Source organism: Cellulomonas sp. ACRRI (assembly GCF_022346185.1).
GTDB lineage: Bacteria > Actinomycetota > Actinomycetes > Actinomycetales > Cellulomonadaceae > Cellulomonas.
Genome location: NZ_JAKRMS010000014.1, coordinates 36,475 through 48,063 on the forward strand (window position 1 = coordinate 36,475; position 11,589 = coordinate 48,063).

General features: G+C 75.7%; 12 protein-coding genes. 4 read left to right on the top strand and 8 right to left on the bottom strand.

What is annotated here, in order from left to right; all coding sequences use genetic code 11:
• Window positions 1–7: 7 nt before the first annotated feature.
• The 6 genes from MHY85_RS04975 to MHY85_RS05000 form a co-directional block, all read right to left on the bottom strand.
• On the bottom strand, window positions 8–1,138 hold the full coding sequence (locus MHY85_RS04975; protein ID WP_239193703.1) for a class I SAM-dependent methyltransferase: 1,131 nt from the start codon (window positions 1,136–1,138) through the stop codon (window positions 8–10).
• Window positions 1,135–1,554, bottom strand: coding sequence for a type II toxin-antitoxin system VapC family toxin (locus MHY85_RS04980; protein ID WP_239193705.1), 420 nt, complete (start codon window positions 1,552–1,554; stop codon window positions 1,135–1,137). Before MHY85_RS04980 ends, MHY85_RS04975 begins: the two co-directional genes overlap by 4 nt.
• Window positions 1,551–1,784: an Arc family DNA-binding protein gene (locus MHY85_RS04985; RefSeq protein ID WP_239193707.1), complete on the bottom strand. Its 234-nt coding sequence runs from the start codon at window positions 1,782–1,784 to the stop codon at window positions 1,551–1,553. Before MHY85_RS04985 ends, MHY85_RS04980 begins: the two co-directional genes overlap by 4 nt.
• 73 nt (window positions 1,785–1,857) lie before the next feature.
• Window positions 1,858–2,943: a redox-regulated ATPase YchF gene (ychF, locus tag MHY85_RS04990; RefSeq protein WP_239193718.1), complete on the bottom strand. Its 1,086-nt coding sequence runs from the start codon at window positions 2,941–2,943 to the stop codon at window positions 1,858–1,860.
• Window positions 2,944–2,982: 39 nt separating this feature from the next.
• Window positions 2,983–4,548: a hypothetical protein gene (locus tag MHY85_RS04995; protein ID WP_239193720.1), complete on the bottom strand. Its 1,566-nt coding sequence runs from the start codon at window positions 4,546–4,548 to the stop codon at window positions 2,983–2,985.
• Entirely contained in the window at window positions 4,524–5,291 is a 768-nt protein-coding gene (locus tag MHY85_RS05000) for an ABC transporter ATP-binding protein (RefSeq protein WP_239193722.1), read from the bottom strand. The genes MHY85_RS04995 and MHY85_RS05000 overlap by 25 nt, the downstream gene beginning before the upstream one ends.
• A gap of 50 nt (window positions 5,292–5,341) precedes the next feature.
• Here MHY85_RS05000 and MHY85_RS05005 point away from each other — a divergent pair, with 50 nt between their 5' ends.
• Entirely contained in the window at window positions 5,342–6,727 is a 1,386-nt protein-coding gene (locus MHY85_RS05005) for a DNA recombination protein RmuC (protein WP_239193724.1), read from the top strand.
• 58 nt (window positions 6,728–6,785) lie between these two features.
• Here the strand turns inward: MHY85_RS05005 and MHY85_RS05010 are convergent, their stop codons facing one another.
• Window positions 6,786–7,826, bottom strand: a complete 1,041-nt coding sequence (locus tag MHY85_RS05010) for a 4-hydroxy-3-methylbut-2-enyl diphosphate reductase (protein WP_239193726.1) — start codon at window positions 7,824–7,826, stop codon at window positions 6,786–6,788.
• A 268-nt stretch (window positions 7,827–8,094) separates the two neighbouring features.
• Here MHY85_RS05010 and xseA point away from each other — a divergent pair, with 268 nt between their 5' ends.
• Window positions 8,095–9,435 carry an exodeoxyribonuclease VII large subunit gene (gene xseA, locus MHY85_RS05015; RefSeq protein ID WP_374232899.1) on the top strand — a complete coding sequence of 447 codons (1,341 nt, stop codon included), beginning with the start codon at window positions 8,095–8,097 and terminating at the stop codon, window positions 9,433–9,435.
• 70 nt (window positions 9,436–9,505) lie between these two features.
• Here xseA and MHY85_RS05020 read toward each other — a convergent pair whose 3' ends face one another.
• Complete coding sequence (locus tag MHY85_RS05020) at window positions 9,506–10,270, bottom strand: SDR family oxidoreductase (protein ID WP_239193728.1); 765 nt, start codon at window positions 10,268–10,270, stop codon at window positions 9,506–9,508.
• A gap of 100 nt (window positions 10,271–10,370) precedes the next feature.
• Between MHY85_RS05020 and MHY85_RS05025 the strand changes: the two genes are divergently transcribed.
• Both MHY85_RS05025 and MHY85_RS05030 read left to right on the top strand, forming a co-directional pair.
• Complete coding sequence (locus tag MHY85_RS05025) at window positions 10,371–11,222, top strand: helix-turn-helix transcriptional regulator (protein ID WP_239193730.1); 852 nt, start codon at window positions 10,371–10,373, stop codon at window positions 11,220–11,222.
• A gap of 49 nt (window positions 11,223–11,271) precedes the next feature.
• Window positions 11,272–11,529: an exodeoxyribonuclease VII small subunit gene (locus MHY85_RS05030; protein ID WP_239193732.1), complete on the top strand. Its 258-nt coding sequence runs from the start codon at window positions 11,272–11,274 to the stop codon at window positions 11,527–11,529.
• The last annotated feature ends 60 nt before the right edge of the window (window positions 11,530–11,589 follow it).

Below are 11,589 nucleotides of genomic sequence, written 5' to 3' on the forward strand. Positions count from 1 at the left end.
CGTCGCCTCAGGCCCGGCGGGACGCCGTGATCGTGAACTTCGGGTTCCGCGCCACCTGCCGGGTCGGGCCGACCGCGGCCTGGAGGGCGGGCCGGTAGCCGAGCCCGGAGTTCCACACGCACCACAGCTCGCCGCCCGGGCGGAGCACCCGCGCCGCCTCGGCGAACAGCCCGCGCGCGACGCCGTCGTGCACCGCGGCGCCGACGTGGAACGGCGGGTTGAGCAGGACGAGGTCGGCGCTCGCGTCGGGGATCCCGGCCGTCCCCCGGGCCCGCTGCACGCGCACCCGGTCCCCGAGCCCGTTCGCCTCGACGGTCCCCCGGGCCGAGGCGACCGCGGCCGCGGACTCGTCGGTCGCGACCACCTCGACGCCCGGACGGGCGGCGGCCAGCGCGGACGCCAGCACCCCGGTGCCGCAGCCGAGGTCCACCGCGGTGCGCGCGCCGGGGACCGCGTCGGCCAGGTGCGCGACCAGGAACCGGGTGCCGATGTCGACGCGCGCGCCGGCGAACGCCGCCCCGTGCGCGCGGACGGTCAGGCCGAGGTCGTCGTGGCGCGCGGTGGCGGGCCAGGCGGGCGCGTCCTCGGTGCGGCGGGGCGCGGTCGCGTGCAGCACCCGGGCCTTCTGCCGCCCGCGGCTGGCGCGCACCTCCGCGAAGTGCTGCGCCAGCACCTCGTTCATCGTCCGCGACATGTGCTTCTCCCGGCCGCCCGCGACCAGGGTCACCGAGGGGTCCGCGTGCCGGGCGACGAGCCCGGCGACCTCGTCCAGGGCGTCGAGCGACCGCGGCAGCAGGAGCAGCACCACCCGGGCGCCCGCCACCAGCTCCCGGCCGAGGACGTCGAGCGACCGGAACGCGTCGGCGCCGCCCAGCCGGGCCGCGTTCTCCGCCAGTGCGAGCTCGCCGGTGAGCCGGTCGGTGTGCGCGCGGACCCCGGTCAGGCCGAACCGGTGGACCGCGCCGAGGGTCACCGCGCCGTACCGGTCGCCGAGCACGACGACCGTGCCGGGCGCGGCGCCGTCGAGCAGCGGCGCGGCCTCGTCCAGGACCAGCCGGTCGGCGGCGTCGACCGCGACCAGGTCCGGCGTCGCGATCTCGGGGTCGCAGCGCAGCGCGGCGAGCAGGTCCTCAGTCACGCGGCCCACGGGTCGACGACGTCGACCCCGGTCCCGTCGAAGTCCTTGACGTTCCGCGTCGCGCACGTGGCGCCGTGCACGCGGCAGATCGCCGCGATCTGGGCGTCCGCGGAGCGGATCGGCCGCCCCGCCCGCTCGCGCGCCGCGAGCACGTCCGCGTACTGCTCGGCCGCCCCGACGTCGAACGGGAGGATCGCCCGGGTCGCCCGGTAGGGCTCCACTGCCAGGTGGATCCTCTCGGCGAGGGCGGACCGGCGCTGCCCGTCGGGCAGCCGGCGCACGCCCGCCAGGAGCTCCGCGAGCGTCACAGCCGTGATCGCGACTTCGCCGGTCAGGGCCTCGAGCCACGTCACCACGCGCGGCTCGGGCTCCGGCCGGAAGATCTCCGAGATGACGTTGGTGTCGAGCACGATCACCCGAAGTCCACCGCCCGGGCGTCGTCGGTGCGCTCCGGCACGACGAGGTCGTCGACGCCGCCAGCCTGACGCGCCGCACGGAGCAGGGCCACGCCGATGTGCGGCCGGCGGGTGGCCTGCGTGAGGATGTCCCGCGCCTCGGCCTCCATGGAGCGGCCGTGCTCCTTCGCCTGGGCGGCGAGCTGCTGCTTGACGGACTCGTCGAGCCCGCGGACGACGATGGTGGACATGGCGGCGACCCCTCCCGCGGCGAGTGCTAGCCCTGATGCTAGCAGTCGGGTGCGCGGGCGGGGTGCCGGCCGGTCAGACGTTGAAGCGGAACTCCACCACGTCGCCGTCGGCCATCACGTAGTCCTTGCCCTCGATGCGCGCCTTGCCCGCGGCGCGCGCGGCGGCGACGGAGCCGGCCTCGACCAGGTCGTCGAACGAGATGACCTCGGCCTTGATGAAGCCCTTCTGGAAGTCCGTGTGGATCACGCCGGCCGCCTGCGGGGCGGTCCAGCCCTGCCGGATCGTCCAGGCGCGGGACTCCTTCGGGCCGGCCGTCAGGTACGTCTGCAGGCCGAGCGTGTGGAACCCGACGCGGGCGAGCTGGTCCAGGCCCGCCTCCTCCTGGCCGTTCTCGGCGAGCATCTCCTTGGCCTCGTCGGGCTCGAGCTCGACCAGGTCGGACTCGAACTTCGCGTCGAGGAAGATCGCGTCGGCCGGGGCGACGTACGCGCGCAGCTCGTCCTGCATCGCGGTGTCGGCCAGGCCGGCGTCGTCGGTGTTGAACACGTAGATGAACGGCTTGGCCGTCATGAGCTGCAGCGAGGCGAGGTCGGCCAGGTCGAGCCCGGCGGCCTTCGCGCCCTGGAACAGCGTCTGCCCGGACTCCAGCACGGCCTGGGCGGCCTGCGCGGCGGCGAGCTCGGCGGGGTCCGCCTTCTTGATCCGGACCTCCTTCTCCAGGCGCGGAACGACCTTCTCGAGCGTCTGCAGGTCAGCGAGGACCAGCTCGGTGTTGATGGTCTCGATGTCGTCCTTCGGCGAGACGCGGCCGTCGACGTGCACGACGTCGGGGTCGGCGAACGCCCGGGTCACCTGGCAGATGGCGTCGGCCTCGCGGATGTTGGCGAGGAACTTGTTGCCCAGGCCCTCGCCCTCGCTCGCGCCCTTGACGATGCCGGCGATGTCGACGAACGACACGGTGGCCGGGAGGATCCGCTCGCTGCCGAAGATCTCCGCGAGGGTGTCCAGGCGCGGGTCGGGCAGCGGCACGATGCCGACGTTGGGCTCGATCGTGGCGAACGGGTAGTTCGCCGCGAGGACCTGCGCGCGGGTGAGCGCGTTGAACAGGGTGCTCTTGCCGACGTTGGGCAGGCCGACGATGCCGATGGTGAGTGCCACGGGCGACCATCCTAGGGGTCGGGCGCCCCGGGCGGGCCCTCAGGCGAAGGAGCGGATGGTCTGCAGCAGCTCCGGCGCCCGCCGGTCGTACAGCCCGCCACCGACCCGCACGCCCACGACCAGCGCGGCCGCCCCGACGCCGAGCCCCACGACCGCGGTGAGCACCTGGAGCAGCGGGTGCCCGGTGACGACGGCGGCGATGCCGAGCCCGACCGTCGGCGCGCAGACCGCGAGCAGCAGGAGCATGCCGAGCGACTGGGTGAGCATCACGGCGAGCGAGGAGCCCTGCGGCGTGGAGAACGGGTTGTCCCCCGGCTTCGGCACCGGGTAGACGACGCGGGCCGAGTAGATCGAGGACGCCCCGACGCCCACGGCCAGCACCCCGAGCGACATGCCGAGCACCGGGACGGTGGCGTCCCACCGGCCCGAGACGCCGAGCACGAGGACGTCGGTCGCCAGCACCACCACGCCGCCGACGACCATGCCCGCGATCGCGCGGCCGGCCCGGTCGACCCGGCCGTCCACGGGTGCGGCGACGTGCGTCCAGAACGCGGTGTCGTCGTACGAGATGTCCGCGGACAGCGACCAGCCCATGACGAAGGCCACGACCACGCCCGCGCCGAGCACGATGCCCCCGCCTCGCCCCATGAACCACAGCAGCAGCACCATGACGGGGACGACGGCGACGGCCGCCGCGTACCGGGGGTCGCGGAGCCAGTAGGTGAGGCTGCGCGCCGCGACGGCGCCGATCGGGGTCGCCGGGAACCGGGCGAAGAAGCCCAGGCCCTCGCTCCGGGCGACGTGGCCCGCTCCGCCGGGCGAGCGCACCAGGGCCGCGGACAGCGCGCGGTCCCAGACGCCGACCAGGACCGCGAGGGTCGCCCCGGTCACCGCGAGCTTGCCGAGCGCCGCGAGCCAGGCGCCGGCCTGGACGTCCCCCGCGAGCGCCCACGGGGCCCCGAGCGGGGTCCAGCCGACGACCACGCCGACCTCGGGCAGCGCGTCGGCGACCGCCTGCAGGCCGGCGGTCGCGCCGAGCAGGATCGGGCCGATCAGCATGAGCGGGACGATCGCGAGCACGGCGGCGACCTCGCGGAACCGCCGGCCGCCGACGAGCGGCGCGAGCATCGTGGTGATCGCCCGGGAGCCGACGACGCAGACGGCGACGCCGAGCGCCCCGCCGAGGAGCCCGGCCGCGAGCGCGCCCGGCTCCCGCCACCACGCCAGGGCCGAGGCGCCGCCGAGGACCAGGGTCGCGGCGCCGGGCACGCCGACCAGTCCCGCGAGGGTGAGGCCGGTCAGCAGGTGCCGGCGGCGGATCGCGAACAGCTGGAACCGCTCGGGGTCCAGGGTGCTGTCCACGCCGAACGCGACGAGCGGCAGCAGCCACCAGCCGGCGACGAGCAGCGCGCCGCCCAGGACGACGACGGTGCGGGTGAGCTCCGGGTCGTCGCGCGCGCCGAGCGCCACCAGGCCGACCACCGCGAGCCCCAGCAGGAACAGCGCGTACAGGACGGACAGCACCAGGGCGACGACCTTCCACACGCTGCGCCGCAGCCCGTTGCGCAGCAGGGTCAGCTTCAGTCGGACGAGGTGCGCAACCACGCGAGCGCCCCCTCCGTCCGGCGGCCACCGACCAGCTCGACGAACCGGTCCTCCAGCGAGTCGTCCCCGCGCACCTCGTCGACCGTGCCCTGCGCGAGGACGTGGCCCCCGGAGATCACGGCGACGTGGTCGCACATCCGCTGCACCAGGTCCATCACGTGCGAGGACACCACGACCGTCCCGCCTCCGGCGGCGTAGGCCGCGAGGATGTCCCGGATGTTCGCCGCGGACACCGGGTCGACCGCCTCGAACGGCTCGTCCAGGACCAGGACCCGCGGCGCGTGCACGAGGGCGCAGGCCAGGCCGATCTTCTTGGTCATGCCCGCCGAGTAGTCGACCACCAGGGTGTCGGCGTCGGCGGTGAGGTCGAAGGTGCGCAGCAGGTCCGCGGTGCGGTCCCGGACGGTGTCCCGGTCCAGACCGCGCAGCAGACCCGCGTAGGTGACCAGCTGGGCCCCGGTGAGCCGGTCGAACAGCCGCATGCCGTCGGGGAGCACGCCGAGGCCGGCCTTGACCGCCGGCGGGTCCGCCCACAGGTCCTCCCCGCGCACCAGCACCCGCCCGAAGTCCGGTCGGAGCAGGCCGGTCGCCATCGACAGCGTCGTCGTCTTGCCGGCGCCGTTCGGGCCGACCAGGCCGTAGAACGAGCCCGTCGGGACCTCGAGGTCGACGCCCGCCACGGCGATCTTCGTGCCGAACCTCTTCCACACCCCTTGGATGGACAAAGCGGACATCGGCTCCATCGATCCAGCATAGGGGCGGGCGTGTCGGTGGCGCCTGGCAATCTGCAGGCATGGACACCGGACTCGTGCTCGCCCTCGCCGGAGCCCTCCTCGCGGGGCTCGCCCTCGGCTGGCTCCTGGCGGCCGGCCGCTCGGGGGCGCGGCTGCGCCGGGCCGAGGTGGAGGCCGCCCGCTGGCGCACCGCCGCCGAGCTCGGCGGCGGGACCGTCGACGCCGACCGGCAGGCGGAGCGGTTCCGCGCGCTCGCCGCCGACGCGCTGGCGCAGAGCAGCGAGCAGTTCCTCGCCCTCGCGCACCAGAGCCTCGCGGCGCGGCACCAGGAGCAGACCGGCGACCTCGCGCAGCGCGAGCAGGCGGTCCGCTCGATGGTCGACCCGCTGGCCCGCACGCTCGACGCGGTGCGGGCCGAGCTGCGCACGGCCGAGCAGACCCGCGCGCAGCACGACGCCGCGCTCGGCGAGCAGGTGCGGCAGATGCGCGAGGAGGCCGGGCGGCTGCGGGAGCAGACCGCGCAGCTCGTGACGTCGCTGCGCGCGTCGCAGGTCCGCGGGCGGTGGGGCGAGGTGCAGCTGCGCCGGGTCGTCGAGGCCGCCGGGATGCTGCCGCACGTCGACTTCGCCGAGCAGGACCAGGTCCGCACCGACGACGGGCTGCTGCGGCCGGACATGGTGGTGCACCTCGCGGGCGGCAAGCGGGTGGTGGTCGACGCGAAGGTGCCGTTCCTCGGCTTCCTGGAGGCGGCCGAGGCGACGGACCCGGCGGAGCGCGAGCGCCGGCTCGCCGCACACGCCCGGCACCTGCGCGCGCACGTCGACCAGCTCGCCGCCAAGCGGTACTGGGACCAGTTCAGCCCGTCGCCCGAGTTCGTCGTGATGTTCGTCCCGGCGGAGGCGTTCCTGCACGCGGCGATCGACGTGGACCCGGCGATCGTGGAGCGGGCCTTCGAGAAGGACGTCGTCATCGCGACACCGATGACGCTGCTCGCGCTGCTGCGCACCGTGGCGTACGCCTGGCGGCAGGACGCGCTGGCGAGCAACGCCCAGGCGGTGCTCGACCTGGGCAAGGAGCTGCACGGCCGGATCGCGACGCTCGGCGGGCACCTGTCCAAGGTCGGCCGGGCGATCGACTCGGCGGCGACGGCCTACAACCAGTCGGTCGCCTCGCTCGAGTCGCGGGTGCTGGTGAGCGCGCGGAAGTTCGCGGACCTGCGGGTGGTGGACGCCGGCCTGGAGACGCCGCCGTCCGTCGAGCGGCGGCTGTCCGTCGTGACGGCACCGGAGCTCGTGGCGTGGGAGACGCAGCAGGTCGTGGGGCTGGGGCCCGACGGGCCGGCCGCTCCGGGAACCGGGCGGCGGGCGGCCGACGCGCTCGGGGCGCTGGACGACGCGGTGCTCGGGGACGTGCGGCCGCCCGAGGCGGGGCCGGGCGGGGTCTGAGGCGCGCCCGGGCGGGCCGCGGGTCCGACCGGGCGGGTCAGACGGGGCGGGCCGCGGGTCAGACGGGTCGGACCGCCAGGTCCGGGCGGTCGCCGCGCCGCGGGCGCGGGTCGTCGCCGCCGGCCGCGCGCAGGTCCGCACGGAGCTCGCGCGGCAGCGAGAACATCAGGTCCTCCGTCGCGGTCCGCACCTCCTCGACGTCGCCGAACCCGTGCGCCGCCAGCAGGTCCAGCACGTCCCGGACCAGGATCTCCGGCACGGATGCCCCCGAGGTCACGCCCACCGTGCGCGCGCCCTCGAGCCACGCCGGGTCGACCTGCGCGGCGGTATCCACCCGGTACGACGCCCGGGCCCCGGCCTCCCGGGCGACCTCGACCAGCCGCACCGAGTTCGACGAGTTCGCGGACCCGACGGTGATCACCACGTCGCACTCGGGCGCGAGCTTCTTGACCGCCACCTGCCGGTTCTGGGTGGCGTAGCAGATGTCGTCGCTCGGCGGGTCCTGGAGCAGCGGGAACCGCTCGCGCAGCCGGCGGACCGTCTCCATCGTCTCGTCCACGGACAGCGTGGTCTGCGAGATCCACACCACCCGGCTCTCGTCCCGCACCACCACGTCGGCCACGGCGTCCGGCGAGTCGACCACCTGGACGTGCGCGGGCGCCTCGCCCTGGGTGCCCTCGACCTCCTCGTGACCGGTGTGCCCGATCAGCAGGATGTCGAGGTCCGCCGCTGCGAACCGCACCGCCTCCCGGTGCACCTTGGTCACCAGGGGGCAGGTCGCGTCGATCGTGCGCAGCGAGCGGGCCGCCGCGGCCGCGCGCACCGCCGGGGACACCCCGTGCGCGGAGAACACGACGCGGGCCCCCTCGGGCACCTCGTCGGTCTCGTCGACGAACACGGCGCCGCGGGCCGCGAGGGTGTCCACGACGTGCCGGTTGTGCACGATCTCCTTGCGGACGTACACCGGGGCGCCGTAGTGCTCGAGGGCCTGCTCGACGGCGACGACCGCGCGGTCGACCCCGGCGCAGTAGCCGCGCGGAGCGGCCAGCAGCACGCGACGGCCCGCGGTCGCGGGGCCGGGCTCGGTGCCGAGGGTCACGCGCCCATCGTAGGTCGCCCGGCGGGCGGCGGTCGGGCGAGCCGCCGCGCTGCGCCGAGGCAGGACCCACTCGTCGAGGCAGGACCCGCTCGACGAGGTAGGACCCGCGCGCCGACGTAGGACCGTCGGGGGTCCTATCTCGGCGCGACGGTCCTATCTCGGCGCGACGGTCCTTTCTCGGCGCGACGGTCCTATCTCGGCGCGACGGTCGGAGGGTCGGCGTGGGCCGCGCCGCGCGGTGTCGGGAGCGCGTGGCAGGGTGGGGCCCGTGCAGCAGCAGTCCTCCCCCACGACGCCCCGCGCGGACGCCGCCGGTGCCCCGGCACCCGGCGCGCCCGCCGAGCTGCCCGCCCGCGCGAACGAGACGACCGCCGAGCGCCCCTGGCCCGTGCGGCTGCTGTCGGTGAAGATCGCCGACTACGTCGCGAAGATGTCGCCGCTGTGGGTCGAGGGCCAGGTCGTCCAGCTCAACCGGCGCCCCGGCGCGAACATCGCGTTCCTCACCCTGCGCGACACGGACACCGACATGTCGCTGCCCGTGTCGATGCCCGCGGGCGTGCTGTCCGGCGCCGCGACCCCGCTCGCCGAGGGCGCGCACGTCGTGGTGCACGCCCGCCCGACGTTCTGGACGAAGCGCGGCACCCTGCAGCTGAACGCGGACGAGGTCCGCGCGGTCGGCGTCGGCGAGCTGCTCGCCCGGATCGAGCACCTCAAGCGGGTGCTCGCCGCCGAGGGCCTGTTCGACCCGGAGCGCCGGGTGCCGCTGCCGTTCCTGCCCGCGGTGGTCGGCCTGGTGTGCGGGCGGGAGTCGAAGGCGGAGCACGACGTGGTGGTGAACGCCCGCGCCCGCTGGCCCCAGGTGGAGTTCGTCATCCGCGAGGTCGCCGTGCAGGGTGTCGGCGCGGTGCCGCAGGTGAGCCGCGCGATCGCCGACCTGGACGCGGACCCCCGGGTCGAGGTGATCGTGGTCGCGCGCGGCGGCGGCTCGGTCGAGGACCTGCTGCCGTTCAGCAACGAGGCGATGGTGCGCGCCGCCGCGGCGTGCCGCACCCCGCTGGTGTCCGCGATCGGCCACGAGACCGACACCCCGTTGCTCGACCTGGTCGCCGACTACCGCGCGTCCACCCCCACCGACGCCGCGAAGCGGATCGTGCCGGACGTCGGCGAGGAGCGGGCCCGGGTCGCCCAGGCCCGCGCGCGCATCCGGTCGGCCGTCGAGCACCGGGTCGCGCGCGAGGCCGCCGGGCTGGAGCAGGTGCGCAGCCGCCCGGTGCTCGCCCGGCCGCACACGATCGTCGACACCCGGGAGGCCGAGGTGCTGCGCGCCCGGGACCACGCCCGCCGCAGCCTGGAGCACGCGCTGGCGGGCGCCGTCACCTCCACCCGGGCGCTGGCGGCGCAGGTGCGGGCGCTGTCCCCGGCGGCGACGCTCGACCGCGGGTACGCCGTGGTGCAGACCTCCGACGGCCGGGTGGTCCGCGAGGCGACCGAGGTCGCGGCGAAGGACTCGCTGCGCATCCGGGTGTCCCGCGGGGAGCTCATGGCCACCGTGCTGGCGGTCGCCCCGGGTCGCAGGCGCCCGGCCGCCGCGGACGACGCCGAGGCCTGACGGCCGGGGAGCGCCGGGGGCGGGCCGCCCGGGCGACCGGGGCGTCGTCACGGACCGGCCGGCCCGCGCCTCACTTCCCGTGCGGGTCCCGCTGGTTCAGCGCCGCGACGACCTGCGGGTAGTCCCCGCGGGCCTCGCCGTACCGGAGGAACTTCACGCGCTCGACCTGGATCTCCGTGGCGTCGGGCTGCGCCTCGAGCAGCGCCATCACCTCGGCGACGAAGTCGCCGAGCGGCATCGCGTCCGCGTTCTCCCGGTGCCCCGGCATGAGGTCTGTCTGCACCGACGGCGGCTCGAGCTCGACGACCCGCACGCTCGTGCCGGCCAGCTGCAGCCGGATCGACTCGCTGAGCATGTGGATGAACGCCTTGCTGGCGTTGTAGGTGGGCGTGACCTGCAGAGGGGCGAACGCCAGCCCCGAGGAGACCGTGAGGATCGTGGCGTCCGGGCGGCTCTGCAGGTGCTCGACGAACGCGGCGATCAGCCGGATCGGCCCGAGCACGTTGGTGGTGACGGTCTGCTCGGCGGTGGCGAGGAACCCGGCCGGGTCGGTCCAGTCCTCGACCCGCATGATGCCGGCCATCGGGACCAGCACGTTCACGTCGGGGTGCTCGGCGATGACCCGCTTCGCGACCTCGGCGACGTCGTCGGCGTCGGCGGTGTCGATCCGGTACGCGTGGATGCCGGGGTGCTCCGCGGTGACGCGGTCGAGCAGCTCGGTGCGCCGGCCGCCGACGATCACCTCGTTGCCCCGCTCGTGCAGGGCGACGGCGAGGGCCAGGCCGATGCCGCTCGTGGCGCCGGGGATGAAGACGGTGTTCCCTGTGATTCGCATGCCTCGAGTCTTCGGCGCCCCGCACGGCCCCGCCAGAGAGCGGTTGTCGGGGGACCGCCGATCCCTGGTTGCGCACCGGCGCCCCGCCGATACTGCTCGGGTGGATCGCGACGCGCTGGCCGACTTCCTGCTCCGGCACCGGGAGGCGCTGCGCCCGGACGACGTGGGGCTGCCCCCGGGCGCGCGGCGCCGGGCTCCCGGCCTGCGCCGCGAGGAGGTCGCGCAGCTCGCGGTGATGTCGACGGACTACTACACCCGGCTCGAGCAGCGCCGCGGCCCGCAGCCCAGCACCCAGATGCTCGGCTCGCTCGCCCGCGCTCTGCGGCTGACGCCGGACGAGCGCGACTACCTGTACCGCGTCGCCGGGCACAGCGCCCCCGACCGCGCGGCGCGCGAGGACTACGTCGCCCCCGGGCTGCTGCGGGTGCTCGACCGGATCACCGACAGCCCGGCGCTGATCCTGGACGGGCTCGGCCGCACGCTGGTGCAGAACGACCTGGCGCGCGCGCTGTTCGGCCCCGTCGAGCAGCTGACCGGCTGGGAACGCAGCGCGATCTACCGCTGGTTCGCGCACCCGGAGACCGAGCGCCTGATGTACCCCGCCGAGGACCGCGACCGGCAGAGCAGGGCGCAGGTCGCCTCGCTGCGCGCGACGCTCGGCGCGGAGGGACCGCGTTCCCGGGCCGCCGAGCTGGTGCGCGCGCTGTCCGCCCGGAGCCCGGAGTTCGTCGCGATCTGGGAGGCCCACGAGGTGTCCCGGCGGTTCGAGGACCACAAGACGCTGGTGCACCCGCGGGTGGGGCCTGTCGAGGTCGACTGCCAGGCGCTGTTCACGGAGGACGGGTCGCAGACGCTGCTGGTGCTCACGGCGGCGCCCCGCAGCGAGGCCGAGGGGCGGCTGCGGCTGCTTTCCGTGCTCGGCACCCAGGAGTTCGCGGCGCGGGAGGGCTGAGCGACCCCCGGGTGGGCGCGAGGTCGGCGGTCGTTGGTTAGATGGTGCCGTGAGCGACACCTCCCCCGCCTCCGACTCCCCCGGCGCCCCCGGCGTCGCCGACCTGTCCTACGAGGAGGCGCGCGACGAGCTCGTCGCCGTCGTCTCCCGGCTGGAGGCCGGCGGCGCGACGCTCGAGGAGTCGCTCGCGCTCTGGGAGCGCGGCGAGGCCCTGGCCGCGCGCTGCCAGCAGTGGCTGGACGGCGCTCGCGCCCGGCTGGACGCCGCCCGCGCGGCCGACGGCGCCGGGGACGACGCGGGCTCCTGACCGCCCGGGCCGGCGGCTCCGCGTCGCGCGGGCGCCGTCCAGCCGGGCGCGGGCCTGTGG

What these genes read in the sequence shown, in the direction of transcription:
- MHY85_RS04985 (WP_239193707.1), bottom strand. Translation starts at nt 1,784, where the DNA reads ATGTCCACCATCGTCGTCCGCGGGCTCGACGAGTCCGTCAAGCAGCAG.
- MHY85_RS05000 (WP_239193722.1), bottom strand. Translation starts at nt 5,291, where the DNA reads ATGGAGCCGATGTCCGCTTTGTCCATCCAAGGGGTGTGGAAGAGGTTC.
- MHY85_RS05005 (WP_239193724.1), top strand. Translation starts at nt 5,342, where the DNA reads ATGGACACCGGACTCGTGCTCGCCCTCGCCGGAGCCCTCCTCGCGGGG.
- MHY85_RS05020 (WP_239193728.1), bottom strand. Translation starts at nt 10,270, where the DNA reads ATGCGAATCACAGGGAACACCGTCTTCATCCCCGGCGCCACGAGCGGC.